At 44.9% G+C, this 26,031-nt stretch carries 29 protein-coding genes; 27 read left to right on the top strand and 2 right to left on the bottom strand.

All coding sequences use genetic code 11. The features are described from left to right. Positions 1-21 precede the first annotated feature (21 nt). The 17 genes from E0F88_RS16335 to E0F88_RS16255 all read left to right on the top strand — a co-directional run bounded on the left by E0F88_RS16335 (position 22) and on the right by E0F88_RS16255 (position 12,733). Positions 22-351: a DUF4134 domain-containing protein gene (locus tag E0F88_RS16335; RefSeq protein ID WP_131959337.1), complete on the top strand. Its 330-nt coding sequence runs from the start codon at positions 22-24 to the stop codon at positions 349-351. 106 nt (positions 352-457) lie between these two features. Continuing rightward, positions 458-802 (top strand): DUF4133 domain-containing protein, encoded by a 345-nt coding sequence (locus E0F88_RS16330; protein ID WP_131959336.1) that lies wholly within the window; start codon positions 458-460, stop codon positions 800-802. A 4-nt stretch (positions 803-806) separates the two neighbouring features. After that, positions 807-3,263 (top strand): TraG family conjugative transposon ATPase, encoded by a 2,457-nt coding sequence (locus E0F88_RS16325; RefSeq protein ID WP_131959335.1) that lies wholly within the window; start codon positions 807-809, stop codon positions 3,261-3,263. 13 nt (positions 3,264-3,276) lie between these two features. Next, positions 3,277-3,963 (top strand): conjugal transfer protein TraI, encoded by a 687-nt coding sequence (locus tag E0F88_RS16320; RefSeq protein WP_229213787.1) that lies wholly within the window; start codon positions 3,277-3,279, stop codon positions 3,961-3,963. A 12-nt stretch (positions 3,964-3,975) separates the two neighbouring features. Next, the gene (locus E0F88_RS16315) at positions 3,976-4,623 is read left to right on the top strand and encodes a hypothetical protein (RefSeq protein WP_131959334.1); all 648 of its coding nucleotides are present in this window, start codon (positions 3,976-3,978) and stop codon (positions 4,621-4,623) included. Then, positions 4,623-5,255, top strand: a complete 633-nt coding sequence (locus E0F88_RS16310; protein ID WP_131959333.1) for a TerB family tellurite resistance protein — start codon at positions 4,623-4,625, stop codon at positions 5,253-5,255. Before E0F88_RS16315 ends, E0F88_RS16310 begins: the two co-directional genes overlap by 1 nt. Positions 5,256-5,304: 49 nt before the next feature. After that, positions 5,305-6,378, top strand: coding sequence for a conjugative transposon protein TraJ (gene traJ, locus E0F88_RS16305; RefSeq protein WP_229213786.1), 1,074 nt, complete (start codon positions 5,305-5,307; stop codon positions 6,376-6,378). A gap of 18 nt (positions 6,379-6,396) precedes the next feature. Then, positions 6,397-7,014 (top strand): conjugative transposon protein TraK, encoded by a 618-nt coding sequence (traK, locus tag E0F88_RS16300; RefSeq protein ID WP_131959331.1) that lies wholly within the window; start codon positions 6,397-6,399, stop codon positions 7,012-7,014. A 4-nt stretch (positions 7,015-7,018) separates the two neighbouring features. Beyond that, positions 7,019-7,351: a hypothetical protein gene (locus tag E0F88_RS16295; protein ID WP_131959330.1), complete on the top strand. Its 333-nt coding sequence runs from the start codon at positions 7,019-7,021 to the stop codon at positions 7,349-7,351. A gap of 5 nt (positions 7,352-7,356) precedes the next feature. Next, on the top strand, positions 7,357-8,658 hold the full coding sequence (gene traM / locus E0F88_RS16290; protein ID WP_165940083.1) for a conjugative transposon protein TraM: 1,302 nt from the start codon (positions 7,357-7,359) through the stop codon (positions 8,656-8,658). 36 nt (positions 8,659-8,694) lie between these two features. After that, positions 8,695-9,540, top strand: a complete 846-nt coding sequence (gene traN / locus E0F88_RS16285) for a conjugative transposon protein TraN (protein WP_131959328.1) — start codon at positions 8,695-8,697, stop codon at positions 9,538-9,540. A 24-nt stretch (positions 9,541-9,564) separates the two neighbouring features. Next, positions 9,565-10,383 carry a hypothetical protein gene (locus E0F88_RS16280; RefSeq protein WP_131959327.1) on the top strand — a complete coding sequence of 273 codons (819 nt, stop codon included), beginning with the start codon at positions 9,565-9,567 and terminating at the stop codon, positions 10,381-10,383. 67 nt (positions 10,384-10,450) lie between these two features. Continuing rightward, positions 10,451-10,774: a hypothetical protein gene (locus E0F88_RS16275; protein WP_131959326.1), complete on the top strand. Its 324-nt coding sequence runs from the start codon at positions 10,451-10,453 to the stop codon at positions 10,772-10,774. A gap of 56 nt (positions 10,775-10,830) precedes the next feature. Continuing rightward, positions 10,831-11,100, top strand: a complete 270-nt coding sequence (locus tag E0F88_RS16270; RefSeq protein ID WP_131959325.1) for a helix-turn-helix domain-containing protein — start codon at positions 10,831-10,833, stop codon at positions 11,098-11,100. A gap of 8 nt (positions 11,101-11,108) precedes the next feature. Continuing rightward, entirely contained in the window at positions 11,109-11,387 is a 279-nt protein-coding gene (locus tag E0F88_RS16265; protein WP_131959324.1) for a hypothetical protein, read from the top strand. A gap of 249 nt (positions 11,388-11,636) precedes the next feature. Continuing rightward, complete coding sequence (locus E0F88_RS16260; RefSeq protein WP_131959323.1) at positions 11,637-12,254, top strand: hypothetical protein; 618 nt, start codon at positions 11,637-11,639, stop codon at positions 12,252-12,254. Between the two features lie 107 nt (positions 12,255-12,361). Next, positions 12,362-12,733: a LytR/AlgR family response regulator transcription factor gene (locus E0F88_RS16255; RefSeq protein WP_131959322.1), complete on the top strand. Its 372-nt coding sequence runs from the start codon at positions 12,362-12,364 to the stop codon at positions 12,731-12,733. 702 nt (positions 12,734-13,435) lie between these two features. Here the strand turns inward: E0F88_RS16255 and E0F88_RS16250 are convergent. Continuing rightward, positions 13,436-14,503, bottom strand: coding sequence for a DUF932 domain-containing protein (locus E0F88_RS16250; RefSeq protein ID WP_131959321.1), 1,068 nt, complete (start codon positions 14,501-14,503; stop codon positions 13,436-13,438). Positions 14,504-14,519: 16 nt separating this feature from the next. On the opposite strand from E0F88_RS16250, the gene E0F88_RS16245 reads away from it, so the two are divergent. The 3 genes from E0F88_RS16245 to E0F88_RS16235 all read left to right on the top strand — a co-directional run bounded on the left by E0F88_RS16245 (position 14,520) and on the right by E0F88_RS16235 (position 15,837). After that, a complete protein-coding gene (locus E0F88_RS16245) occupies positions 14,520-14,750 on the top strand; it encodes a hypothetical protein (RefSeq protein ID WP_131959320.1) in 231 nt (76 codons plus the stop codon). 400 nt (positions 14,751-15,150) lie between these two features. Next, positions 15,151-15,573, top strand: coding sequence for a hypothetical protein (locus E0F88_RS16240; RefSeq protein WP_131959319.1), 423 nt, complete (start codon positions 15,151-15,153; stop codon positions 15,571-15,573). A gap of 12 nt (positions 15,574-15,585) precedes the next feature. Beyond that, positions 15,586-15,837 carry a hypothetical protein gene (locus tag E0F88_RS16235; protein ID WP_131959318.1) on the top strand — a complete coding sequence of 84 codons (252 nt, stop codon included), beginning with the start codon at positions 15,586-15,588 and terminating at the stop codon, positions 15,835-15,837. A 119-nt stretch (positions 15,838-15,956) separates the two neighbouring features. Here E0F88_RS16235 and E0F88_RS16230 read toward each other — a convergent pair whose 3' ends face one another. Then, positions 15,957-16,367, bottom strand: a complete 411-nt coding sequence (locus E0F88_RS16230) for a hypothetical protein (RefSeq protein WP_131959317.1) — start codon at positions 16,365-16,367, stop codon at positions 15,957-15,959. 375 nt (positions 16,368-16,742) lie between these two features. On the opposite strand from E0F88_RS16230, the gene E0F88_RS16225 reads away from it, so the two are divergent. From E0F88_RS16225 to E0F88_RS16195, 7 genes are all read left to right on the top strand, one after another. Beyond that, positions 16,743-17,417 (top strand): response regulator transcription factor, encoded by a 675-nt coding sequence (locus E0F88_RS16225; RefSeq protein ID WP_131959316.1) that lies wholly within the window; start codon positions 16,743-16,745, stop codon positions 17,415-17,417. Continuing rightward, a complete protein-coding gene (locus E0F88_RS16220) occupies positions 17,414-18,679 on the top strand; it encodes a sensor histidine kinase (protein ID WP_131959315.1) in 1,266 nt (421 codons plus the stop codon). Before E0F88_RS16225 ends, E0F88_RS16220 begins: the two co-directional genes overlap by 4 nt. A 71-nt stretch (positions 18,680-18,750) precedes the next feature. Next, a complete protein-coding gene (locus tag E0F88_RS16215; protein WP_131959314.1) occupies positions 18,751-20,124 on the top strand; it encodes a TolC family protein in 1,374 nt (457 codons plus the stop codon). A gap of 6 nt (positions 20,125-20,130) precedes the next feature. Continuing rightward, positions 20,131-23,271 carry an efflux RND transporter permease subunit gene (locus E0F88_RS16210; RefSeq protein ID WP_131959313.1) on the top strand — a complete coding sequence of 1,047 codons (3,141 nt, stop codon included), beginning with the start codon at positions 20,131-20,133 and terminating at the stop codon, positions 23,269-23,271. 13 nt (positions 23,272-23,284) lie between these two features. Next, positions 23,285-24,385: an efflux RND transporter periplasmic adaptor subunit gene (locus E0F88_RS16205; protein ID WP_165940082.1), complete on the top strand. Its 1,101-nt coding sequence runs from the start codon at positions 23,285-23,287 to the stop codon at positions 24,383-24,385. A gap of 166 nt (positions 24,386-24,551) precedes the next feature. Beyond that, positions 24,552-24,995, top strand: coding sequence for a rhodanese-like domain-containing protein (locus tag E0F88_RS16200; protein WP_131959311.1), 444 nt, complete (start codon positions 24,552-24,554; stop codon positions 24,993-24,995). 51 nt (positions 24,996-25,046) lie between these two features. Continuing rightward, positions 25,047-26,030 carry a DUF1259 domain-containing protein gene (locus E0F88_RS16195; RefSeq protein WP_131959310.1) on the top strand — a complete coding sequence of 328 codons (984 nt, stop codon included), beginning with the start codon at positions 25,047-25,049 and terminating at the stop codon, positions 26,028-26,030. Position 26,031: the final 1 nt, after the last annotated feature.

Genomic DNA, 26,031 nt, shown 5'->3' with positions numbered 1-26,031 from the left:
TCCACTTTTAAATGATGCGAGATGAGACTGAGGAGATTGACATTTAAAAAATGGTCAAAGGGAAAGTGTGCGGCTTTGTTTTCAGCGCTGCTGGTCGGCGCCGCAGCAAAGGCCCAGGATGGAAGCGCCGGGATCGAGCAGGCCAATGAGCTCGTGCGGGAATATTTTGAACCCGGAACCGAGCTTATGTACGGAATCGGCGGGGTTTTGGCCCTGGTAGGCGCAATTAAGGTATTTCAAAAGTGGAATGCCGGCGATAATGATACAGGAAAAGTAGCCGCGGCATGGTTTGGCAGCTGCATTTTCCTGGTGGTGGTAGCAACAGTTCTTGAATCGTTCTTTGATCTGTAGTGGGTTCGCAGTCTCAGCGTATAGGCCGGATCGTTTAAAACTTTCCGGCCAGCGCTGAACGCCGATCAACTGTTCAGTGACATTCAAAACTTAAAGTAAAACCACCATGGCAAACAGCATTTATGAAATCAATAAGGGTATTAACCGCCCGATAGAATTCAAAGGTTTAAAGGCCCAGTACATCTGGTATCTGGGCGGCGGGATGGTGTTGGTATTTCTGTTTTATGTAATCCTGTACACAGCCAAGGTCAATACTTTTTTGACCCTTTCACTGACAGCAGTCCTGGGTGCAGGTCTATTTACCACCATTTACCATCTGAGCAGCACATACGGAGAGCATGGCCTGACCAAGGCCCTTGCAAGGGGAAGAATCCCAAAAATCATCAAAGCAAAAAACAGGCTGCCCTTTGTAAAAAAGGCGCCTTCTGATCTGTCCAACCTGAAAGCATAAAACTATGGAAAAGTTTTTAAATGAGCTGCTTCCGATTTTCACTGTCGAGCACGACTGTATCCTCTCCAAACAGGGTGATATCACCGTAGCTTTCAAAGTTGATCTTCCCGAGATTTTTACGCTTTCAGACCAGGAGTATGAAGCGCTTCACCAGATCTGGGTTAAGGCAATCAAGATACTTCCGGCTCATACCGTATTTCATAAGCAGGATTGGTTTATTGACCGCAAGTACCATCCGGATTTCAGCGGAGAAGACAGTAGTTTTCTGACCCGAAGCAGCGAGCGTTATTTTAACGAGCGGCCTTTTTTAGAACACAGCTGTTATGTGCTACTGACAAAGAAACCCGCTGGTAGAAAGCTGTCCAGCTCGCTTCTTTCCAATCTGATCCGGCCAAGCATCGTGCCCGAGCAGAGTATCAGCCGGCATCTTCTGGATGATTTTTTAGATAGCGCCAGTCAGTTCAAAAGGATTCTGACTGACAGCGGATTTGTTAAAATCCTCCAGCTGACCAGCGCCGAGCTTGAAAGCCACGCAGAGCGTGTCGGCCTGATTGAAAGTTACTGCTTTCTGAGTGAGGATAACGGCGAGCCGCTTCTTCGCGATATGGAGTTTTCAGATGGGATTAAGATCGGGGATCAGTATTGTCAGCTGTTTACACTGGGAGATGCGGCTGACCTGCCATCGCTTGCCAGCCCGCGGATAACCTACGATAAGTATTCAACCGACCGAACCAAGTTCAGTATCGGTTTTGCCTGTGGGCTCGGCCAGCTGCTACCCTGCTCACATATCTACAACCAGTATATTTTCCTGGAAGATGAAGGCAAAACGATGCGCCGGCTGGAAAGCAAACGGCTCAGGCTGCAATCGCTGGCAAATTACTCGCGTGAAAACTCGATTGCCCTTGATGCCACCAACGCTTTTTTAAATGAAGCCATCAGCCAGCAGCGTCAGCCGGTCAAAGCGCACTTTAATGTGCTGGCCTGGACAGATCAGAAAAGCCAGCTGAAAGAGCTAAAAAGCCAGATCACCTCTTCGCTTGCGCAGATGGACGCGGTCGCCAAGATCGAAACGGCCGGCGCTGCCCAGATTTTTTGGGCGGGAATTCCTGGAAACGCCGCGGACTTTCCGATGAATGATAGCTTTGATACGTTTCTCGAACAAGCCTGCTGTTTTCTGAACCTGGAAACCAGCTACCGCTCCTCGGTCAGCCCGGTGGGCATGCGGCTGGCCGACAGGCTAACGGGGAAACCCGTACATGTGGATATCAGTGATGAGCCGATCTCGATGGGAATCTGCACGAACCGCAACAAATTTATTTTAGGTCCATCGGGTAGCGGCAAGTCCTTTTTCACCAACCACATGGTTAGAAGCTACTACGAGCGCGGCGCGCATATTGTGCTGGTCGATGTGGGGCACTCTTACAAAGGGCTCTGCGATCTTGTAGGCGGATATTATTTTAGCTACTCAGAGACCACACCGATCTGCTTTAATCCGTTTTATATCGGAGCAGGTGATCATCTTGACACCGAGAAAAAGGAAAGTATCAAAGCAATGCTTCTGGCGCTGTGGAAAAAAGACAGCGAGGAATTTAAGCGCTCAGAGTATGTCGCGCTTTCTAACGCGCTGACACTTTACTATCAGATGCTGGGCGAAAATCCATCGGTTGCAGCCGGCTTTAATAGTTTCTATGATTTTCTGACCGATAATTTTAGAGCGGTTTTACAGGCCGACGAAGTCAAAGACAAGGATTTTGATTTTGCCAATTTCCTGTATGTGCTGCGCCCCTACTACAAGGGAGGCGAGTATGATTACCTTCTAAACGCCACTGAAAACCTGGATCTTTTACAGGAACGCTTCATTGTCTTTGAATTAGACGAGATCAAGGATCACCCCATTCTTTTTCCGGTCGTGACGATTGTAATCATGGAGGTTTTTATCTCCAAGATGCGTAAGCTGAAAGGAATCCGTAAGGTGATCCTTTTGGAAGAAGCCTGGAAAGCGATTGCCCGCGAAGGGATGGCCCAGTACATTAAGTATCTTTTTAAAACGGTCCGCAAGTTTTTTGGCGAAGCGATTGTAGTCACCCAGGAGGTCGAAGATATCATTAGCTCTGAGATCGTCAAACAGGCGATCATCAATAACAGTGACTGCAAGATCTTGCTCGATCAAAGCAAATACCAAAACAAGTTTGATTCAATCCAGCAACTTTTGGGACTAACCGAAAAAGAGAAGGCCTTGATCCTTTCGGTGAACAAAGCCAACGATCCGCTCAGACGTTACAAGGAAGTTTTTATCAGCTTGGGTGGGATGCTTTCCAAAGTCTACCGGGTAGAGGTGAGCCCTTCTGAATACTGGGCCTACACAACTGAGCAGACCGAGAAAATGAAAGTGAACGCGTATGCGGCACGTTATGGCAGCATTGAAAAAGGGATTTCTGTGCTTCTTTCCGAAAAAAATTAAGCCCCCTATAACCATGAGTGTAACGCTAAGAAAATGGACAATGATCCTGGTGTTTTTTGCAGCGATGCTTACCCCGGTGCCCGAAACACAGGCGGCGATCCCCTGGGCGCAAATCATTAAAGAAGCCATAAAAAAGGTGGTCAAGGCGGTGGATCTTCTGATTCAAAGGCGTCAGAACAAAGTGATCAAACTGCAAAACGCGCAGAAAGCCCTTGAAAATGTGATGTCCAAACTCAAGCTCGAAGAGATTGCCGACTGGATCAAAAAGCAAAGGGATCTATACAAGGAGTACTATGACGAGCTAAAAAAGGTGAAAGCAGTGGTCTCGTATTATTTTAAAATCAAGCAGCTCGCTGAAAAGAACCTTCAGGTGGTGGAAGCCTACCAAAGAATGTGGGCACTTCTTCAAAAGGATCCGGGATTCACAGCCGACGAGCGCAAGTACATGAAAAAGGTCTACGATTCGATCCTTGATGAAACGGCCAAAAATGTTGAGCTGCTTTCCAGCGTAGTCAAATCCTTCACTTTGCAGATGACTGATGCAGAAAGGCTCGCAATGATTGATAAAGCCGCGGCACGTGTCGATAACAATTACAGCGACCTGTTGAGTTTTAACCGGGAGAACAAGATGCTTAGTCTTTCCAGGGCCAAAACCCAGCAGGATATCGATGCAGTCAAAGCGCTCTATGGGCTTCCCTAAAAACACGGACTTATGAAAAAGCTACTACCGTTCACGCTGCTTATACTTGTAATCAGGCCCGCACAAAGCCAGAATCTGAACGAGTGGCTGCGGCAGAACCGGACACAAAAAAAGTATCTGGAAACCCAGATCGCGGAGCTGAAAATTTATTTGGAGCTTACCAAAAAAGGTTATCAGATTGCCAAAGAGGGCCTGGCTACCATTCACAGCATCAAGAATGGGGAATATAAACTCCATAAGAATTTCTTTGATACGCTTCTGATCGTGAACCCTGTCGTCTCTGGCAGCCCGCGGCTAAAAGATATCACAGACCTGCACGGGCAGGTTAATGAGATCTGTAACAAAGGACCGACCCTACTAGCCAGCAGCGGGCAGCTGAGCAATCCAGAGCTTTCCTATATCAGAAAAGTGTATGGCAAAGTTTACGATGATTGCCAGGGAATACTAAATGCGCTTCTAACGCTGATCCGGGATGGAAACCTAAAAATGAATGATGCCCAAAGGCTTGAAAGGCTTGAAGTTTTGTACGGGCAGATGCTTTCCAACTACCGTTTTGCAAGTTCTTTTCAAAGCCAGTCCGCCGTGCTTATAAAACAGCGCTCCAGTGAAAAAGACCAAATCCAAACCAGCCGGGCACTTCTCGGCATAGACGAAGACTAATGAAAAAGCTACTACTTGCCCTGCTTCTTTTCACGCTCAGTGCACCCCTGAAAGTTCATGCGCAGACTGCCGAGGTCACGCAGCTTATTTTAAATATCGAAAAGCTCAATCAGCTCCGTAAGATTTTAAAGGAGCTCAAAGAGGGATATGATATTCTTTTCAAAGGTTACACGCTGATCCGTGACCTTTCCAAAAGCAACTTTAATCTGCACCAGGCCTTTTTAGACGGGCTGCTGCAAGTGAGCCCTGGGGTAAAAAACTATCAAAGGATTAAGGATATCATCGCGCTTCAGCTGGCGCTTTTAAAAGAATATCAGGCCGCACAGCGGCAATTCTCTGCCTCGGGCTTTCTGAATTCTGATGAGTTAGAATATCTCGAATCCGTCTACGGGCGGCTCATCAAAAGAAGCGTAAAAAACCTGGATGCACTCACAGATGTTTTGACCGCTAAAAAAATGCGTATGTCCGACGATGAGCGGCTCAAAGCGGTGGATGGCATCTACGAAGATATGGCAGAATCACTGGTGTTTCTGCGGCAATTCAACGCTTCGACCAGCGTTCTGGCCCTGCAACGAAAAAAGGAGCATCAAGATATCAAAATGAGTCAAACCCTTCACGGGCAGTCTAATTAACCGGGTTATGAGACAATCAAAAATATTTCTATTTGCATGGTTGCTGTGTTTGCTATGCCCACTAGCCAGCCATGCGCAAGGGCTGGCCGGGCAGATCAGCGGACTGCAAAGCGTGCTGGGTGATCTATACGATCAGATGATGCCGCTCTGTGAAAAGCTGATTAGTGTCGGTCGGGGCATTGCAGGCTTTGCAGCGCTCTGGTATATTGCTTCCCGGGTCTGGCGCCATCTGGCAGCCGCTGAACCCATTGACATTTACCCGCTGCTGCGTCCATTCGCGCTGGGTTTTGCGATCCTGATTTTCCCGAAAGTGATCGCGATGATCAACGGGATCCTGTCGCCGACCGTAGCGGCCACCGCCTCGATGGTGCAGGGTTCTAACCAGGCTATCGCAGTGCTTTTGAAACAGAAACAGGAAGCAGTCAAAGAATCTGAGAGCTGGCAGATGTTTGTCGGTGAGAGTGGAGGCGGTGATAAGGACAAGTGGCTTAAATATACCTACGGAGAAAGCTACTCGGAAGGGCTTTTAGAGGGCCTGGGCAATGATGTCAAGTTTTACATGGCCAAAGAGTCTTTCAATTTCAGAAATGCAATCAAGGCCTGGATCAGCCAGATCCTTCAGATCATTTTTGAATCCGCGGCCCTTTGCATCAATACGATGCGCACCTTTCATCTGATTGTACTGGCCATCATCGGGCCGCTTGCCTTCGGAATCTCGGTTTTTGACGGGTTTCAGCACACGCTTTCAGGCTGGATTGCTCGCTACATCAATATTTACTTATGGCTTCCCGTAGCCAATATTTTTGGCGCGATCATCTCGGTGATCCAGCAGAAAATGATTGAACTTGACATTTCGCAGATCAAAACCCAGGGCGATACCGTTTTCGGTGCCCATGATACCGCGTACCTGATTTTTCTAATCATTGGCATTGTAGGCTATTTCTCGGTGCCTTCGGTTGCAGGTTACATCATTCACGCAGGGGGTGGCAATGCGCTTACCCACAAAGTATCCAGTCTTTTTGCATCAACAGTGACCACGGTATTCAGCACGGCTGCTGCCGCCGGACGGGGTTTTGGCAGCCTGGCTAAAAGCGCGGTACCAGACAGAAAACGAAAATCCTAAAATTAAACAAGACGGTCTATGTTTAAAATAGCCAAAAATATTGATACCGCCTTCCGGCAGATCCGCAGCTTTTCGCTGGTTGTGAGCCTTGGATGTATCGCACTGTGCTGCTTTACTTTCTACCGCTCGGCGGTGATGGTTGAACACGCGCAAAGCAGGGTTTATATCCTGGAAAGCGGAAAGATACTGGAAGCTTTCTCATCCCAAAGAAAGGATAATGTGCCCGTTGAAGCGCGTGACCACGTCAGCAGTTTCCACTGGTATTTCTTCTCGCTTGAACCCGATGACAAGCTCATTCAAAGCTATGTAGTCAAGGCGCTTTATCTGGCAGACGGTTCGGCGAAAAAACAGTATGATAATCTGCGGGAAGCAGGCTTTTACAACAGCATTATTTCCTCGAATATCAGCCAGAGTATTAACCCCGACAGCATTCAGATCGATGCGCGCGCCTACCCCTATTACTTTAAATACTACGGAGTGCAGACCATCACCCGCGCGACCAGTGTCGTCTCCCGGAGCCTGATCACAGAAGGGTACCTTCGAAACACCCTTCGCAGTGATAACAATCCACATGGCTTTCTGATCGAGCAGTGGAGGACCCTGGAAAATAAAGATATCTCCGTCCGTAACCGTTAGTGACATGTTCTACGATTTTAACAGACATAAAAGGCTGGCAGCGTCTGAAAACAGGGCACCTGAAATCCGCCCGCTTCGCACCAGCATTCAAAACCTTTTGGCGCAGGTTCCAGAAAAAATCAAGATGCCGGTGCTGATCCTTCTGATCAGCCTGACAGGTCTTGGCTTTCTACGGCTCATGATAGACGGGATCACAGCTGACATGCTGCCGGAATTCCCAGCTGACCAATCCCAGCAGTATTACAGCAGAAGCCCTCCACCTTTTGAAACATACCTGGATAGTCTGGAATGGGCTCATATCCAGGACAGCCTTTCGAATTCTTCACCAAAACGATAACAATCATGTTACATCAACCGCATTCAGAGCAGTTTTTAAAACAGCGGCGTTTTTACAGTTTTTTGCCGCTTGTGCTGCTTCCCTTCATCACCGTTTTTTACGGGGTGATCGTCGCCAAAATCAACAAAAACAAGGGGCCTGCGCTGGCAGAAAAACAGGGTTTGAACACTGCCCTGCCCGATGCAATCATTAACCAGGACAAACTGATCAACAAGCTCAGCTACTATGAAAAGGCTGCCCAGGATTCAGCCAAGCGCGCGCAGCTTTTAAAAAAGGATCCCTATTTTCAGGATAGCTTAGCACCCACCCCGGCATTTGCAGAAGGTGTTTCACTGGTGCCAGAAACGCCAGCCCGTAGAAGTGCAGCAAGACAAAAAACAGGATCAGACCCTAAACCAGGGCAGGTCTATAAAAAACTTGAAGCGCTTAACGCTGCGCTGAATACCGCCTCTGAACCTTCGTTTAAAAACACAGAAAAAACTAAGCAGCTGCAAACCGACGCGGCACATGCCGAGCTTGAAAAGCAGCTGCAAACAATCCTTGCCCAGGCCACTACTCAGGATTCACAAGAGTCTACAAGTGACCCTGAACTGGCAGCGCTTTCCGGCATGCTGGATAAGATTATCCAAATCCAGAATCCTGAACTTGCCAAGAAAAATAACCCAGCGGACAGCCTGAGTCCAAAGGTCAGCAACGTTTCACTGACACAGCAACTACCCGATGCCAGTCTGCTGCAAGCTTCGAATCCAGGCGATTCGATGATCACGAATTCAGTGGCTCTGGCACAAAACGGCTTTTACTCATTGGACGAGCCTGTCAGTAGCGCGCAGCAAAAAGCAATCGAAGCAGTCATTGACCAGAATCCAAAACTTGTCTCAGGCTCGACGGTCAAACTTAAACTCAGCACCGATATTTTCATCCAGGGTCAGCTGGTGCCCAAAGGCAGTTTTCTTTTTGGCAGTGCCAGCCTGAGCGGTGAGCGGCTCAATATCCAGATTCAGTCGGTGCGGCATCAAAATGCCATTTTCACGGTAAACCTGATCGTTTATGACCTGGATGGACAGCCGGGGATTTATATTCCGGGGGCGATCACCCGCGATGTCGCCAAGCAGTCAGCTTCCCAGGCTTCTAGCGGCATCAGTGTAGGCTCGCTCGATAATTCGCTGGGCGCCCAGGCGGCAGATGCCGCGATACAGGCCAGTAAAACGCTTCTGAGCCGAAAAGCCAAATTACAGCAGGTCTCAATTCGGGAAGGTTACAAGGTGCTGCTCTATGATAAAAATGATCAGGGAATCGTGTCCCGATAAGCCTGCAAATAGTTTTCACTTTAACACTTTTCTACCATGATTTTTTTTAAATACATATTGCAAATCCTGGCCGCTTCCGTGCTGCTGCTTCTAATCATCAACCTTGCAGCTAGTGCGCAAAAAACTGAGCTTTACTCGGTCAGCCCGTATCCGCTTGAAATAACGACGCAGAAAACGACCAACATTATTTTTCCCTATGATATTGTCAGTGTCGATAAGGGGAGCCGCTGGATCCTGGCACAGAAGGCAAAAGGACTAAGCAATATTTTACAACTCAAGGCAGCAAGTGCTGCTTTTGAGCAGTCTAATCTGACGGTGGTTACCCGCGATGGCAAGCTTTATAGCTTTACAGTGGATTACAGCCCAGAGCCCTTGCAGTTAAACATCGGGTTTTCTAAGGAAACTAATGAGAACGGTCAGAGTGCTATCTTAAAGGGAGACTACAACCAGGCGCAGATTCAGCAAAATGCTGAGAAAATCAGCGCGCTCCCCCGGACCCTGCACGGCATTTCCGATAAATCCTACCTGGTCAAAATGCAGCTGCTGGGTATTTACATTGAAGGTAATATCATGTACTACCAACTTCGGCTCATTAATAAATCAGCTATCCCCTACGACATCGAAAGCATCCGGTTCTTTGTCAGCGACAGTAAAAAGGCCAAACGCGGCGCAGTCCAGCAGCTTGAAATCCAGCCTGTGCAGGTTTACAATGATTCTGCCCGCATTGAGCCGGGCAGCGCAATGGTGAAAGTTTATGCGGTTTCTAAAATGACACTGGACGCCGCTAAAAAACTCCAAATCCAGTGCAGCGAGCAAAACGGCGGCCGGCACCCGCGTTTTGAGATCCGAAACAAGACCCTTCTAAAAGCAAATTCTCTTTAATTATTCACTTAAAATCAGAAGACTATGAATCAGAAGAATTTTGAGTTCCTAAAAGACCAGGTCAAATACTCCGGCTTTGGAGAGTCCCTGGAAAATGATCTGAAGGCAAACCTTCAAAAGCAGGCGCCAGAGTTCACTTTGCAGCACCAGACCAGTTTTGGAAAAGACCAGGTCAGTTCCGAGCTGCACTTTAAGCGCTCAACACAGAGCGACCTATATTTTCTAAACAGCTATGATGCCGAGCTAAAAAAAGAAAACCAGAAAGAAGCGCTCAAACAGACCTTCTATGTCAATAAGCAAGGCGGGAATATCACGCTTAAAGAAGCGTATAATTTGATGGACGGGCGTGCGGTAAACAAAGATCTGACCAACAAAGAAGGTCAGGTTTATAACGCCTGGCTGCAGATGGATTTCAAGCAGACAGAGAACAACGGAAATTTTAAGATCAAGCAATTTCACCAGAAATACGGCTTTGAGCTGGAAAAAGCGCTTGAAAAGCACCCTATCAAAGAGCTTGGCGTAGAATTTGACAAAAATCGGCTAGTAGAATCGCTGCAAAAAGGAAACCGACAGGTGGTGAGTTTTGAGAAGGATGGCGTAGAAAAAAAGCATTTTATTCAAGCCGCTCCGCAGTTTAAATCGGTCACTATTTACGATGAGAACATGAAAAGGATCTCCAACACGCAACAGAAATCAGAAAACCAGCAGCAGAGCACTAAGCAGGATCAATCCATTAAAAAGGATGATCAAAAACAAGCAGCCGGCCAGCAGGTCGAATCTTCCGAAAATAGTCCTTCTAAGGGTAAAAAGACAAGCCAAAGTAAAGGAATGTCTGTGAGTTAATTTAAGAAAGGGAAGAAGCCTGTGAGCCTTCTTCCCTGCTATGCAATCAAGGTCAAACAAAACAATCATGGAAACTTTAAATCTTGTCAGCCGGTTTTTCGATGCGATCCGTAAAGACCCCTGCATCAACACAACCCATATCAGTATTTATATGGCGCTGGTTTATTATGGCAAAGACCAGCCAGCAGCTTCTACAATCCATGTTTACAGCCAGCAGATTATCGATATCTGCAAGATTTCAAGCCGCAGCACCTATTACCGCTGCATGCATGATTTGCATGCCTTTGGTTATTTGCAGTATATGCCCGTTTTTAAACGCAACAAGCCCAGCCAGGTTCTGCTTTTGGAAAGGCATAATAATTCAACAGAATCCATTCTTTCAACCATCTAAAATGGTAGTCGTTGCGCTGAAACGCATCACGTACCTACATAAAATCTTTAAATAAAATGGAAATAGAACTGATCACTAAAGAAGATCTTCGACAGCTGCGCGTGCAGCTGCTCGAAGATATCAAACAACATTTCGCCGGCCAAACCAGCAAAAAAGCCGAGTGGCTAAAAAGCGCCCAGGTCAGAGAGATGCTAAGCATTTCGCCAGGCACCCTGCAGACGCTCCGGGTAAACGGCACGCTCAAACATACCAAAATCGGCGGCTCATTTTATTATCTGCAATCGGATATCGACGCCCTATTAAAATCAGGTAAAAACCAAAACTAGACCTTGTCATGGAAAACAGCATCGTACAATTTCAAACCCGGATCCTTCTTGATAAAAGGGTCAGTGTATGGCATATCGGAACTTACCTGGCGCTTCTGCATCTGCTGCGCCAGAACCAGGGCGTGAACCCCATTACGATTTCAAGAAAGATTCTCATGCCTATTGCCCGCATCAAAAGCATTCCTACCTACCATAAGTACATGACAGACCTGGTACGCTTTGGCTACATTCATTACCATCCTTCTTATCACCCCAAGCAGGCGAGTAAAGTTTTTATTATCCCTTGACGCTTCACTGCTAAATAGCGCAAAAAAACCTATATACTTCTGCAAGCGCTTGCAAAAGTTAGAGGCCAGCTTTCCATAACATATAAGTATACCGTTACTGACCAGGTGTTCTGGTGAGACGGGCGGTTGTGTCCAAAATTCTTTGAAATTGTTCTGATGACTTTCAATTGAGTTTCAATTGATCGATTGAGCTATGAATCGATTGAAAAGGATTTTATTTTATTATTATCCGATTAAAAGTGCTGCAAAATGATCAGAAAACCGATAAACGCACGGGCACTTGCGCCCGATCCGAATAAATCACTTTTTAAATTTAAGCTGAGCTGGTTGGATCCAGCGCTGCAAGGGCAAGTCAAAATCCAGACCTGGTACAGCTACGATTACAACACCGAGCGCGAGGCCTTCCCACATGGTCTTGACAAAGAGCTGCGAAGTCAGTGGAAGCAGCTTTTAGCTTTATGTTACAAGCACGCAGAACTCTACGATTTTGTCAAGTGGCTGCGGCCCTACAGACAGGGCAAAGGTCTTGATCTTTACCTTCCCAACTGGCCGGAGCTGGCAGCACTCATGCCGGTGCTTGAAAACAAATACGGCTGGCAGCTTCTTGAAGCTTACGGGCAAAGCTGCGGGTTTGAAACTTTGAGCTTTCAAACCGTCAGCAGATCTTACCCAAGGCAGCCCGGACATAGTCCGGGCCGGGTTGATTTTCGCCAGTTTTACGGTTTCGGCTATTTTCACCGTAACAATTTTATTGTCAGCAGCCTTGTTAGCGGAAAGCTCTTAAAAGTGGATATTTACGATAATCTGATGTATCACAGCGAAAATTTCCTGGATAGTCTTGGCAGTGTTCGCCCGGCAAACGATTAAATCAGTAATAACCAATTGCAGAATAACACTGCAATTAATGTAACCATTCATTGACTTTACAATGTGAGTTTTTTATTTTTATTGTCTCAACATTAAAACAAGCGGTTATGGCAGCAAATCGACAAAAATCATATACCTGCGTGATCATCGATGATGAAAGCCCTGCACATAAGGCCCTTTCCTTTCACATAGCCAGCTACTCGCAGCTAACGCTGGTCGGGCGAGCATTTAACGCCGTGGAAGGCTTAAAACTAGTCGAGAGGCTCAAACCCGGTGTCATTTTTCTTAACGTAACAATGCCTTATATGACGGGGCTTGAGATGCTGGATCATTTCAGCACCCACGATCATTACATCATTCTGACATCAGCACTCGAAACGAGAACGGTCCGCGATAAACGCGTGAATGATTATTTGCTGGTTCCGGTAACCACGAGCCGTTTTTTAGAGGCTGTGCAAAGACTTGAAATGAATATATAGACCAGTTCTAAAAGACAAATCGGGCATATTTTAGCTCAGTTGTAAAGAAACCAGAGCACGGAACCCAGGATCATGGCAAGGCTGATAAGCATTAAAACGCGCTCTATGAAAAGAATTAACACAGCGTGGAAATAACTTTTGAACTGCTGACTTCCAAAATCGTTTTTTCTGTCGAAGCGCCTTTGGGATACCCACAAACGAAACGCGAAACCAAGAAAAAGTAGCAGACCGCAAAGCAGATCACTGTTTGAAGGATTTCCTAGAAGTATCGTATTAAAAAAGTTTTATGTTGGCTCCGGCAACTGCCGGAGCGAGTATCTGATTCATTTTGATTGGTGAGAAGGTTGCAGTATTTTACCTGCTGGGCAAATCCTACACCGTAAATAGTAGCCTGACCACGGAGGCAAACCGCTCGTGCGCCGGTCTTATTTCAATTGCGTAACAGGTCAAAAGCTGGGCTGTGTAACGAGCCCTGTAGCCATCAAATAGCGAAATCTAAAAAGACGCTCATCATGCTGCGATTTGAAACCAGCCGGATTCTCTAAGAGCGCATCAGTGCGATGGAGCTATAAATCCGAGCACTTCCGGGATCTGAGACGGAAAAAGCTTGCAGAGTATCTGCGCCCTTCTGGAGTTGGGTAGCCTGGAATAAGGGTTAATTACAGTAATGTTTTCGGGGAGGGCTCCCCCTCCCCGATTCGACTAGTTCAGTTGAAATATCCCGTTTCCATTCAGCGAAAACCCTTCACAAAGCTCAAAAGCCCTTTGTCCCCTAAGCTGCGCTGTCCCGCCAAAAAGTACGGATTTTACCTTCGCCTCATCATTATCGTATTTTCTTCTGTTTTGAAAATAACCTGTGACAGCATTATAGGCACCAAAAACGGTTCCGGCTGTGGTAGCCAGGTTTTGTGAAGGATGTCCAAGCGCGTACTGGTAAACGTCTTCTACTGTATTAAGATACTGAGAAGATAAAAGATCTGTTTTTCCATCCAGCACATTGCCCAGCGTCTCGCGGCTTGAAGCCATAGCCATTTCGATGAGTCTTTTTAACTGCTTATCTGTGATACGGACTTTGGCCCAGTTGTTAAAAAGTGCTTCTTTCTGCTGGGTGATCTTTTCAGCAAGACCCATGATTTTATGTGCCTGCTGAAGTCTTTCTTTAGCATTGGCTGTGTGGCGGATCCTGACGGCACCTGCAAGATTCCCCAAAGCCGCATTTAGTGTATTTTGGCAAACGATGCGAACCGGCGTGAAAGCGGCCGTGATACTACCTGAACCGTCATGCGAATTGGTAAGAAAAATATACTTTTCGATAAGATCATCATCCCCTACCCGGATGTGACCGGGAAGTTTGGCCGTTATAAAAATCCGCTCCCCTCGCCCAAGCGCTCCGGCTGTTTCATAAGATACCTGATGCTTCTGAGCAACTGAATCAAAAAAAGAAAAAGCTTCCTTGTTTTGAACGATATGATAATCCTTACCTACAATACCAAGCGGCTTCATCGAGTCTGTTCTGACTGTTGCAAAATAATTAGGAATTACCATTTCTTGCACGGAGACTCCTACACCGATATCCTCAATACGAAGATCAAAAGGAGCAGTTTTAACAGGTATTTTAACGACCTGGTAGTCAAGGCCAGCCAATCCGATGGCCTCCCCGCTTGTAGGCACCTGTTGCACAATTTGCCCCAGTCCATGCCAGGCTTTTTCTGTCACTGAAAAAAAACTGTGGTTTCCTGTGTTCTCGTTAAAATGAATGTTGTGAGACATAGTGTTTAAGATTAGAATGGATGAAAAAAATAATTTCATTTTCTCTTTCCCTCGTGTCTGCCTTAATCAAAAAACAACATTGTTTTCCCCAAAGAAAAAACAAGAAAAAAAGAAAGCCCACGGTAAGCGGCCCGCCTCTAAGCCAAAAGGAAGCGGAATAAGTACCTTTGGGGTTGACGGCGTGCAGCCAGCATCTATCATGGCCGTCATTATGCCGAACGCTTTTGGCCTTCTTATAAAGTCTTAAATAATCGGGACGCTAGTTTCGCTATTCTTTTTGACTTGTTATTTGGGGAAAAACATTTCAGCCACCTTTCGGGCTTTTCTGGCTTTGCACTATTTTGATTAGCAACAGCCTGACAAATCTTAATTTAGCTTATTTTAAATTTTAGCAAATGTATTGCAGGGACGGACAGCAGAAATTTTTAGCAGTTGGCCCCGCCAAGGCAGGTCCTGATTAAAAAATACGAACGAAACGAAATAAAACTTGACATTGAAAAAATCTCTCCTTAATATTGGTATTATTTGTATCATTATATTGATATTAATAATATCAATATAATGAAAAAAGAACAATCTTTTAGAGATCCGGAGAGATTATACCGAATCTAAGTCAAAGGAAAATGCTTATTTCCAACGTGCTAAATATGGAAACAATTAAAATAATGCCGGGTGAAACCGTAGTTACCATCCAGGTTTTTCAGTCGGAAGATCAAAATCTGGCCTACACACTTTCCAAAGTGCATTTTGAATTAAATTCGCTTTGCGATATTCCTATACTGACCTTTAGGTATCAACAGCCCTCACAGCCCCTTGTTATCCCGCTTGATTTTAGTGTCTTGCCTTTCTGGTCACAGCAAATTCCGTTAAAAATCGAACTCCAGCTGCTTGATACGCACACAGAATCCCTTTTTAGCCAACACGCACTTACCCTTGCAGCTGATCAGACACAAACCCTTTTAAATCTGCGGACAAAACAAAGGAACATGGATGGAGCCCAGATCGACGCCATCATCGATTTTATTAACTCGGATTATATTGGGTTTGCAGGTATTGGAAATGTGATTTAAAATAGATAAGCCATGATACCAACAAAACCCAAGAAAGTCTATAAGGCCCAAGTGCACATCATCCATAGTATGATCCACATGGCTAAAAATAAATTGAAATACGAAAAATGGACGAAACCAAGAGATTTCGTCGAAGCCAACATTTGGGCATTTGAAAGAATGAATTTATCCTTAAGAGAAAATTATGGACTTGTTTATGATCCGGTTTATTCCTGGCAGGCAGCCGAGCTGTTTTTTGAGGGAATAAAAAGCCAGGATTATTAATGACCGAATTACCTTAAATATATAGACAGCGCCAGGAATACTCTGCTAGAGTATTCTCGTTATTTATTGCAACCAAACATTAATGTTGGATCTTAATTTAAAGAAAAAAAAGTGCTAAGCTAAAATAAATCACTTTTCGGTAAAATCGAAGGCGGAGTTGTCAGGTCTTCGACCGCAAATCTAAATTCCTCCGGTACATAATACCATAATAAATAAATAACCAGCTGTTTTATAACACTATAACCGATCAGTGCTACTGCAATTTTCAGTAAAATCCCATCCAACCTTCTACCGATGAAATAGGGATTCTTTCGAGACTTTACATATTGAAAGGTGTCATAAAACTTTAAAGTTTCAACATCGTACCCCAAGATTCGTCCATCTTCACGGGTTACTGTTTTTCCTTCGCAAATAATTTCCCCTAACCGATCAAAAAGTTCTGGTACCTTTTGGCCAGAGGAACAAGAACTGTCAAGTATGCAGCTCCACTCTTTCTCTGTCAGAATAAACTGCTCCCTTTTATTTTTCATTTTACAGCCCTTGATTTTATCGGTTACTTATTTACAAAGTTTTTAGGTTATAAATATTCTTCTTTAGAAAACTAACTTTTCACCAAAGATAGTTTCACAAAACTTAAAGGGTTAAGCGCTTGAAAATAATCCAAAGTAAGGTACGATTGAAATCTCCCAAAGCCACGCATCTGGTTATGCTGCTGGTGGACGGAATTCACAATCTTAGATACTCGTCCGGAAACTCCGGATTAAATCTTTCGTGATAAACTCTAATACATAATGACGAATCCATAACGCAATAAAGAACTACGTTGTGGATTAAAATAAATGGGTGAGTGTTACATCAACAAAATTCCTCCAAAATTATGAATTAGTTTAGCAAAAATATTCCAAATGAAACTACTGGTAGTTGAAGATGAAGAGAGCTTACTGCAAAGTATTATAGAATACTTCACGCAGGCAGACTTTCTATGTGAGGGAGCCGGTTCGTATCAACAGGGAATTGAAAAGATGGAGGATTTTCAATACGATTGCATCATCCTGGACATCAACCTTCCAGGCGGTAGCGGATTGGAACTCCTTAAATATCTTAGAAAAAACAAGAAAAGCGAAGGGGTGATTATCATCTCTGCCCGAAGCTCGTTGGACGATAAAATTGTGGGTCTGGACCTGGGCGCTGATGACTATCTTACGAAGCCTTTTCACCTGTCCGAACTTTTCGCCAGGGTAAAATCATTGATCCGCAGGAAGTATGCGTCCGGTTCGGATACACTTGAAATCAGCCACATGAAAGTAGATTTACTTTTAAAAACAGTTGAATGGGCCGGTAAACCGGTTGTGCTTACCAAAAATGAATATGACCTGCTGCTTTTTATGCTGACCAATAAAAATCGGGTGGTAAGCAGACAGGCCATTGCAGAGCATATTTATGGAGAGGAAACAGATAATCTGGCATCCTTTGATTTCGTGTATTCGCATATAAAAAACCTAAAGAAAAAAATGAAAGAAAAAGGATGCGGTGATTTGCTTCAAACAGTTTATGGACTAGGTTACAAGCTTTCGATATGACCAAAACACTGGAACAAAAAAACACCCGGTATCTATTGATATGGCTACCTCTTGTGCTGCTTGCCGGCTCCGTGTCATTTTACGTGATGCTTGTTTTTCACGCACATCATATGCAACAGAAACAGCTGGAATTGAAGCAAGCCAATATCTGGAAAGCGTTTACTTTACAACCCGAATCCATGCCCCAGCACGTCCCCGGGGAATATGATATTGATACCAGTAACCGTATTGATAATAGGCTGCCTGGCGCCCCAAAAGACACAAATGTATACAATCCTGAGACAAAACTTGCGGTAGATTTTGTTACACTGACCAGGTATTTGAATTGGAAAGGAAAATCCATTCAGTTAACTACCTATGTTTCTGCCAAAGAAGTTTCACATTTAATTATTAAGGTCTTCCTTGCCGAGATCGTTATCTTTTTACTTCTGCTTGTGGCCATAGTCGTTGTTAACCGAAAGAGCTCACAAACGCTTTGGCAGCCATTTTATAGTACACTTAAAAAAGCAGGCGCGTATGATGTGGTGCGTAATCCATTGCTTCAACTGGAAACTCAGACCGGAATCACGGAATTCAACCAACTGAACGAAGAACTGCATGATCTGATTGAAAAAGTCAACAAAGTATACACCAACCAAAAACAATTTGTTGAAAATGCGTCCCATGAGATGCAGACGCCGCTAGCCATCATCCGTTCAAAAATGGAGTTTCTTATCAATGATCCGGCTTTAACCGAAAGGACTGCGGCTTTACTGGCCGACATAACAGCTGCGAATGAAAGATTGAGCCAGTTAAATAAAAGTCTGCTATTACTAGCGAAGATTGATAGCAATCAGTTCCCACAAGTGGAACAGGTGAACATTTCAAAGATGCTGGAAAAAATCCTTGAAAATTATCAGCAGCATTATGAAAATTTCCCGGCATTAACAAAATCTATACAGTCACAGATAAGCATCGTTGCCAATCTTTCTCTTTTTGAAATCCTTCTCAGCAATCTGGTGGGTAACGCGGTGGTTCATAATATTGCTAAAGGCAGGATCCATGTGGAGCTGGATAACAAAAAACTGGTGATTACCAATACAGGAAATGAGATTACTGGTGACCCCGAGCAGCTTTTTGAAAGGTTTAAAAAAGGTAACGATGCATCCAAAACCACAGGACTCGGGCTGGCATTGGTCAAACAAATTACCCAGTTGTATCAACTAAAACTTCGCTATCAATACGAAAAAACGGAACACCGCATCACGGTATTTTTCAATTAAGTATACGCCTCCAAAGTTTCTCCAAAATCAATAAATAGATTTGCTATCGTCTCACAGAAAGCTTACTATTTATGCCATACTTAAAAATAACGGGCACCTTCTTTTTGTTGTTGTTTTCCTATTTAGTCTATGGGCAAAAGCCGAATACAACTGTTTCGCTACGCGAAGCGCTGCTGCTAGCCGAAAAGAATTACCCATTGCTAAAATCCAAGCGATATGAAACCGAGGCGGCCAAAAGAGAAGTGGCCCTGAGCAGAAATACGATTATCCCTTCGCTCGATCTAAGCTACCAGGCTAATCTGGCGACCTACAACAATATTACAGGAATGCTTAACCCATCCGGAATATTTCCAATCAGCGGGCCGCCTTCTACGGACAACAAATATCAGCCCGTTTTTGGCAGCGCTGCGGGGTTTTCGATGAACTGGCAGGCAATCACCTTTGGCCAGCGCGATGCGCAAATCGCCTATGCAACTGCCGGGGTCAATCAAAAGGAAGCAGACCAGAAAATGGAATTGTTCAGCCATCTGATCAATGTTACCAACACTTACCTGGATGTAACACTGGCAAAGCAGCTGATCGCCGTAAGCCAGAAAAATATTAAAAGGGTCGAATTTACATTGATCCAATCGCGCACGCTCACGAATAAAGGGCTTAGGCCGGGTGTTGATACAGCATTATTCCAATCTGAGCTTTCCAAAAGCAGAATTGATTTGTTAAATGCCACTGAGAGATTAGAAACCCAAAAAATATTACTGTCCCAATTTTTAGCAATTAATGAAGATGTTGATACGGAAGACAGTGTATTCTTTGAAAAGTTTCCAAGAGCACTCCCAGCTGCTTCGTCCGATTTTAGCAGCCACCCCTATAGCAGCTATCCGAAAAGCATTTTAGAATACAGCTTGGCGAAGGAGAGATTAATCAAGCGATCCTATCTGCCTAAGATAAACATATGGAGCACGGCATATGCACGTGGTTCAGGAATCAAGTATGACGGCACCGTTAATGCCAGTGATGGTTTGGGATTTAGCCGTTTCAATTACGGCCTGGGCTTTCAAATCGTTTATCCCTTGTTAAAATTTTCGGATAAAAACCTGCAAATCCAGCAGCAGGGTCTGATGACCCAGTCCATTCAGCAAAAACTGGAAGAAAACCTGCTTATTCTTGACAAGAAAAACAAGATCAGCCAGCTGACCTACGACAACGCACTTCTGATCGCCACAGAAACTTCTACGCAGCTGCAATCGGCTCAGTATGCTTATAAGGCCATGCAAATCAGATACAATACCGGTTTGGTAAATTTTAGCGACCTTATTCAAACGCAGTACAACTTGTTAAAAGCCGAAACCGATTCGCAGCAGTCTTATTGGTACATCTGGAAAGCGTTGCTGAACAAAGCTGTTTCACAGGGCGATATCAACATATTCTTAAATGAACTGAAATAGAAAGCTATGCTTCAACTCATACGTTTTGCATTAAGGAAACCAGTCCTTATCATGGTTGCCATTGTGGGAATACTATTCTTTTCCATTCTGGCCATCAGAAAATTGCCCATTGATATATTCCCAAAAATGGGAACGCCCACCATTTATGTGGCACAGACCTACGGTGGCTTATCGCCACAACAAATGGAAGGCTTTCTTGCTTCCTATTACGAGTACCATTTCCTGTATATCACCGGCATCAAATTCGTTGAAAGCAAATCAGTCCAAGGGGTATCGCTCATTAAACTGCAATTTCACGAGGGGACTGATATGGCGGGTGCCATGGCTGAAACCATTTCTTATGTTAACCGGGCACGTGCGTTTATGCCAGCCGGTACATTTCCACCCTTTGTCATGCGTTATGACGCAGGCTCGCTTCCGGTTGGCCAGCTGGTTTTCAGCAGCGCTACCCGCTCGCTGAATGAAATCCAGGACCTGGCCTTGTTCAAGGTGCGGCCGATGTTTGGTGCCTTACCCGGTGTGTCCGCCCCCCCACCTTTGGGTGGAAACCAGCGTACGATCCTGATCAAAGCAAATCCGGAACGGTTAAGAAGCTACAATATTTCCCCCGACGAGCTGGTGGCAACCATTGCCAAAAACAACGTGCTGTTACCTGCGGGTAATGTGCGTATCGGAGACCAGACATTGATGACGCCCTCTAATAGTGTCGTTGACAACTTTAAGGAGCTCGAACAGATCGCGGTAAAAGAGGTAAAGGGAACATCTGTTTTTGTCAGAGATGTGGCAAGCGTCGAAAATGGGGCTGATATTACCTCCGGTTATGCGCTGATCAACGGCAAGCGTTCTATTTACATTCCCGTAACCAAACGGGCCGATGCATCAACCTGGGATGTTGTGCAGCGCATTAAAGAAAACCTTCCGGCAATGCAGGCTGCCATTCCAGACGATATCAAAGTAACCTACGAATTTGACCAATCAGGGTATGTGATCAATTCCCTGAAAAGCTTATTATTTGAAGCCGGTTTGGGCGCGATACTGACCGGGCTTGTGGTTCTGCTTTTTTTAAGGGATTCCAGAAGTGCACTTATTGTCGTCTTAACCATACCATTGGCAATACTTGCTGCTGTTGTTTGTCTTTATCTGGCAGGACAAACAATCAACATCATGACATTAGGCGGATTGGCCTTATCGGTCGGTATTCTGGTAGATGAAGCGACGGTGACTATTGAAAATATCCACCGGCACCAGCAAATGAGCAAATTCAAATCACGGGCAATTCTGGATGCTTGTCTGGAGATAGCTACGCCCAAGCTTTTAATACTATTGAGCGTGTTGGTGATCTTTATCCCCGCATTATTTATGACCGGCGTACCCAAAGCGATGTTTGTTCCCTTATCCTTGTCGGTTGGATTTTCCATGATCGCCTCGTTTTTATTATCTCAAACCTTTGTTCCTATACTATCCAACTGGCTTCTAAAAGGAGAACTTGAAAAAGAAAATGTCTCCTCATTCGACAGGTTCAGCGAAAAATATGATAAAACACTTGCAGCTTTCGGAAAAATCAAATTCATTTCACCCCTGCTTACCCTTGTTTTCATTGGTATTGCCATCATTCTTTACAGCGGTTCAGGAACAGATATTTTCCCGAAAATCGACGGCGGCCAGTTCCAGCTTCGTCTAAGAATGCCAACGGGAACCCGGATCGAAAGAACGGAGGATGCTACAAAAAAAACGCTAGCATTGATTAGCACCTTGGCCGGAAAAGAGAACATTGCCATTAGTTCCTGCTTTGTAGGGTTACAGCCATCGACGTACGCGATCAATTCGATCTTCCTTTGGACAAGCGGACCACACGAAGCGCTATTAAAAGTGAAGCTTGTGAAAGGGTCAGCAGTTAAAATTGAACAATTAAAAGAACAAATCAGGGAGAAATTATCCAAAGAGATTCCCAATGCCACGATTTCCTTCGAACCGGCCGATCTGGTGGATCAGGTAATGAGCCAGGGATCCAGTACACCTGTAGAAGTGCTGGTGCAGGGAAAGGATCTGGCGCAAGGCAGGGTGTTTGCAGAACGGCTAAAATCTAAAATGCAAAGAATTGGTTTTTTACGGGATGTACAAATTGGCATCCCGCTGGATTACCCCAGCATTCAAATCAACTATGACCGCGTTCGGATGGGACAAATGGGTCTTTCGATTGAACAGGCCGGCAAGTCGGTCACCGCTGCTGTTGCATCGAGCCGTAACACCCAACCTGTTTACTGGCTTGACAAGGCAGGTGGAAACTCCTATCAGGTGCAGGTAGAATATCCGCAATATCTAATGAACAGTCCTGAGCAGATCGAACAAATTCCAATCAGCAGCGCGAATGGCAATAATCTTTATCTACGTGATGTTGCCGATTGGAAAAAGACCAATTCAGTTGGCGAGTACGACCGTATGAACCAACAGCGTTTCATCACGGTAACGGCAAATATCTACAATCAGGATTTGGGTGCGGCAGTAAAGCAGGTGAACCAAGCCATTACCCAATTAGGAGAACTGCCGCATGGAACGAAAGTGTATTTGCGCGGGCAATCGGAACTGCTCGATCAAACGCAAAATGAGCTTGCACTGGGACTTCTGCTGGCCATCGCTGTCATTTTTCTAATGCTTTCAGCATATTTTCAATCGTTCAGGATTCCGCTTGTTGTCCTCTCGGTTATCCCGGCAGTGGTAACAGGTTCCCTTCTGCTTCTGCTGTTGGCAGGCCATAGTTTAAACATACAATCATTCATGGGGTGCATTATGGCAATCGGGGTATCTGTGGCCAATGTCATTCTTTTGGTAACCAATGCAGAATCCATTCGGATGCAAAATCTTCTATCGCTAAATATTGGTCAGGCGGCAGCAAAAACACGGCTGCGCCCCATACTGATGACGGCTCTTGCCATGATAGCCGGCATGATCCCTATGGCGATCGGCATCGGTGAAGGCGGCCAGCAAACGGCACCTTTGGGTGTGGCCGTTATCGGCGGTTTGCTCTTTTCAACTTTAACCACTTTACTTATCACGCCTCTAATTTACAATTCCTGGATAGGCAGTAAAAATTATGTAGGCGTTTCCCTAGATCCTGATGACAATGAAAGCAAAAACTTTGGCCAGTAAAACAACAAGTGATATGATTAGAATTTTCTTTTGCAGTTCCGTCTGCCTTTTGCTTCTCTACGCTTGCGACAGCAAAGAGCAATCAGGTTCCAAAACTGTTGAAACCAAACCGGAAGGTAAAGATTCGGTCGCGATTTACATTGCCAAAAGTGATTCGGTCGAAAAGAAAATCACTTTACCCAGTGAACTGCTGCCTTATGAGCGCGTCGAAATCAGGTCCAAGATTCAGGGTTATTTAAAAAAAATAAATGTTGATATCGGAAGCAGGGTACGAAAAGGGCAATTGCTCGCTCTTATTGATGCACCGGAAATTGCTTCACGCCTTAGCGAGGTAACCGAAAAGATCCAGTCTGCCAAAGCGAAATACCTGGCCAGTAAGGACAATTTTGAGCGTATTTATGCCGCTTCTCAAACTGACGGTGTTATTGCGGCCAGTGAACTGGATAAAGTTAAAAATCTCTTTATGGCAGACAGTGCCGATTATAAAGCCGCCATCTTCACCGCTGCCACCTATAAGCAAATGGGCAATTATCTGGCCATCACAGCACCATTTAACGGAGTAGTAACCAAGCGAAATGCACATGAAGGGACTTTTGTGGGAAACCCGGGTGAGCTTCCTCTTTTGGAAATTGAAGATAATTCCCGGCTAAGACTTCGTGTAGCTGTTCCGGAGGTATATACGGGCACCAGTTTAAAAAAGCAAAGCATCAAATTCACAACAAAAGCGATGCCTGAAAAAATATTTGACGCCAAATTAGTCCGTAAATCCGAAAATATTGACAATACCACCCGAAGTGAAATTTGGGAATTTGAAGTGCTTAACCCGGACAAATTATTGAAAGCTGGTATGTATGCCGATGCAAAATTAGTGGTTCTGCGTTCGCAGCCCGGGATTACCCTACCCTCGTCAGCCATTGTAACAACTTTGGAAAAAAAGTTTGCCATTAAAATAAAGCAGGGGAAAACAGAATGGATAGACATTAATCAGGGACTTAATCTGGGAGATAAAATTGAAGTATTTGGGGACATCATGCCCGGAGACACGCTGGTACTGAAAGCCACTGAGGAGTTAAAAGCTGATGTTTCGGTAGCCATAAAGCCTTTGAAAAATTAACAACCTGGCCTTAACAATCAGATATTATTAATAAAAAGGTAAAGCATATACAAAAAGTAATTTCTATTCTATTATCCGAGTTTTCGACTTACTAACATTGTATTACCAAAAGGCAATGAATGCCGATCTACAAATAGTATTTAGAGAATTTTAACCAACTGCAATCATGGAAAATAAGCTCTTTGGGTACATGTTCCTATGTAGCATTGCCTTATTGACAACTGGCTTTACTGATCACACAATCCTGGGTAATTGGGCTTGCCAACAGGATAATAATACCGGAAAGGCCGATTCGATCTCTGTGAAAAACTTAAAATCCCTATTGAGTACCGGATCCGATCTGCAAATCATTGATGTCCGCTTAAAAAAAGACCTGGATAAAACGCAGGTAATCCCTACTGCCAGGTGGCAGGATCCGGGCCTGGTTGACCAATGGGCTAAATCGCTGGATAAAAGCAAGCCCGTAGTCGTTTACTGCGTACATGGACATCAAGTAAGCAGGCAGGTTGTTGATAGGCTTCGTCAGTCAGGATTCTCAGCCCAAAGACTGGAAGGCGGCATCCAGGCGTGGAAAGACCAAAAAGGCGCAATCACGATACTGAAAGAGTGATTTGTTTAAAAGTCACCTCATATTTTTTGATCATTATTAACAAAAGAAATCATGACGAAAACATTTTTTTCACGCAGAGCCTGGCTCAAATCAAGTACTTTTTTCACAGCTGCCGGACTGGTGGGTGCTCATGTTGGCAAAGCGGAAAGCATCGCGGTCAAGACGCCCCCTCTGACTAAAGAAGAGATTACAGCGATTGAGGCGGCCATGGGTAAAAAAGGTTCTTATAATGAAGGTCAGGCAGTCCATACCACACCACTTCCACGTAACGACCTGAAAGTAACCATTAAAGGAGAACCTGTCCCGATACCATTCGGTTTTGGCGGATGGGCATCTATTAAAAAAACAGTCGATGGCAAATCAGCTGTTTTAATGAGTGATACGGTTTTGCTGGAAGAAGAAGTAAATCCTTTGATTTCAGCGGCGCATGCCAATGGGCTGGAAATCGGGGCTATCCATAATCACTTTTTTTATGAGCAGCCTCGTATTTTTTACATGCATTTGCACGGCATGGGCACTCCAGAGGTACTGGCCAAAAAGTTTGCGGCAACAATTAAAGATGCCAAGATTTCACCTGCCAATCAGCCTGCTCCTTCCGCGCCGCCTACCGCTACCGGAAAAGACTTATTTGACATTCCGACATTGGATGCGGTTGTAAAATATACAGGAACGGTCAACGGACCGACCTATAAATATACAGTTGGCAGGGATGACCTTACGGTAATGGCCATGGGTGCTGAAATGACAGCTGCCATTGGGTTGAATTCCTGGGCAAGTTTCGCCGGTAACAAGGATAGTGCACATGTGGCCGGCGATATCGCTATGTTGGAAGAAGAAGTAAATGCTGTTATCAAGGTGCTGCGCTCACATAACCTGGAGGTGGTGGCGCTTCATAACCACATGTTCGGAGAAAACCCAAGAATCATTTTTCTTCATTATTACGGGAGCGGTCCTGCGCTCACACTGGCAAAAGGATTCAGGGCTGCATTGGACGTGCTGGGTAAATCAGGAAAAAACTCACACGCAACCCATTGAC

Source organism: Dyadobacter psychrotolerans, assembly GCF_004349265.1.
GTDB lineage: Bacteria > Bacteroidota > Bacteroidia > Cytophagales > Spirosomataceae > Dyadobacter > Dyadobacter psychrotolerans.
The sequence above is the reverse complement of the archived record's forward strand: the minus strand, read 5'-3'. Positions and strand labels throughout refer to the sequence as shown.

What these genes read in the sequence shown, in the direction of transcription:
- E0F88_RS16195 (WP_131959310.1), top strand. Translation starts at nt 25,047, where the DNA reads ATGACGAAAACATTTTTTTCACGCAGAGCCTGGCTCAAATCAAGTACT.
- E0F88_RS16325 (WP_131959335.1), top strand. Translation starts at nt 807, where the DNA reads ATGGAAAAGTTTTTAAATGAGCTGCTTCCGATTTTCACTGTCGAGCAC.
- E0F88_RS16310 (WP_131959333.1), top strand. Translation starts at nt 4,623, where the DNA reads ATGAAAAAGCTACTACTTGCCCTGCTTCTTTTCACGCTCAGTGCACCC.
- E0F88_RS16260 (WP_131959323.1), top strand. Translation starts at nt 11,637, where the DNA reads ATGATCAGAAAACCGATAAACGCACGGGCACTTGCGCCCGATCCGAAT.
- E0F88_RS16210 (WP_131959313.1), top strand. Translation starts at nt 20,131, where the DNA reads ATGCTTCAACTCATACGTTTTGCATTAAGGAAACCAGTCCTTATCATG.
- E0F88_RS16320 (WP_229213787.1), top strand. Translation starts at nt 3,277, where the DNA reads ATGAGTGTAACGCTAAGAAAATGGACAATGATCCTGGTGTTTTTTGCA.
- E0F88_RS16280 (WP_131959327.1), top strand. Translation starts at nt 9,565, where the DNA reads ATGAATCAGAAGAATTTTGAGTTCCTAAAAGACCAGGTCAAATACTCC.
- E0F88_RS16330 (WP_131959336.1), top strand. Translation starts at nt 458, where the DNA reads ATGGCAAACAGCATTTATGAAATCAATAAGGGTATTAACCGCCCGATA.
- E0F88_RS16220 (WP_131959315.1), top strand. Translation starts at nt 17,414, where the DNA reads ATGACCAAAACACTGGAACAAAAAAACACCCGGTATCTATTGATATGG.
- E0F88_RS16250 (WP_131959321.1), bottom strand. Translation starts at nt 14,503, where the DNA reads ATGTCTCACAACATTCATTTTAACGAGAACACAGGAAACCACAGTTTT.
- E0F88_RS16225 (WP_131959316.1), top strand. Translation starts at nt 16,743, where the DNA reads ATGAAACTACTGGTAGTTGAAGATGAAGAGAGCTTACTGCAAAGTATT.
- E0F88_RS16265 (WP_131959324.1), top strand. Translation starts at nt 11,109, where the DNA reads ATGGAAAACAGCATCGTACAATTTCAAACCCGGATCCTTCTTGATAAA.
- traN (WP_131959328.1), top strand. Translation starts at nt 8,695, where the DNA reads ATGATTTTTTTTAAATACATATTGCAAATCCTGGCCGCTTCCGTGCTG.
- E0F88_RS16335 (WP_131959337.1), top strand. Translation starts at nt 22, where the DNA reads ATGAGACTGAGGAGATTGACATTTAAAAAATGGTCAAAGGGAAAGTGT.
- E0F88_RS16240 (WP_131959319.1), top strand. Translation starts at nt 15,151, where the DNA reads ATGGAAACAATTAAAATAATGCCGGGTGAAACCGTAGTTACCATCCAG.
- E0F88_RS16295 (WP_131959330.1), top strand. Translation starts at nt 7,019, where the DNA reads ATGTTCTACGATTTTAACAGACATAAAAGGCTGGCAGCGTCTGAAAAC.
- E0F88_RS16270 (WP_131959325.1), top strand. Translation starts at nt 10,831, where the DNA reads ATGGAAATAGAACTGATCACTAAAGAAGATCTTCGACAGCTGCGCGTG.
- E0F88_RS16235 (WP_131959318.1), top strand. Translation starts at nt 15,586, where the DNA reads ATGATACCAACAAAACCCAAGAAAGTCTATAAGGCCCAAGTGCACATC.
- E0F88_RS16230 (WP_131959317.1), bottom strand. Translation starts at nt 16,367, where the DNA reads ATGAAAAATAAAAGGGAGCAGTTTATTCTGACAGAGAAAGAGTGGAGC.
- E0F88_RS16205 (WP_165940082.1), top strand. Translation starts at nt 23,285, where the DNA reads ATGATTAGAATTTTCTTTTGCAGTTCCGTCTGCCTTTTGCTTCTCTAC.
- traK (WP_131959331.1), top strand. Translation starts at nt 6,397, where the DNA reads ATGTTTAAAATAGCCAAAAATATTGATACCGCCTTCCGGCAGATCCGC.
- E0F88_RS16275 (WP_131959326.1), top strand. Translation starts at nt 10,451, where the DNA reads ATGGAAACTTTAAATCTTGTCAGCCGGTTTTTCGATGCGATCCGTAAA.
- E0F88_RS16215 (WP_131959314.1), top strand. Translation starts at nt 18,751, where the DNA reads ATGCCATACTTAAAAATAACGGGCACCTTCTTTTTGTTGTTGTTTTCC.
- E0F88_RS16315 (WP_131959334.1), top strand. Translation starts at nt 3,976, where the DNA reads ATGAAAAAGCTACTACCGTTCACGCTGCTTATACTTGTAATCAGGCCC.
- E0F88_RS16200 (WP_131959311.1), top strand. Translation starts at nt 24,552, where the DNA reads ATGGAAAATAAGCTCTTTGGGTACATGTTCCTATGTAGCATTGCCTTA.
- traM (WP_165940083.1), top strand. Translation starts at nt 7,357, where the DNA reads ATGTTACATCAACCGCATTCAGAGCAGTTTTTAAAACAGCGGCGTTTT.
- E0F88_RS16245 (WP_131959320.1), top strand. Translation starts at nt 14,520, where the DNA reads ATGGATGAAAAAAATAATTTCATTTTCTCTTTCCCTCGTGTCTGCCTT.
- E0F88_RS16255 (WP_131959322.1), top strand. Translation starts at nt 12,362, where the DNA reads ATGGCAGCAAATCGACAAAAATCATATACCTGCGTGATCATCGATGAT.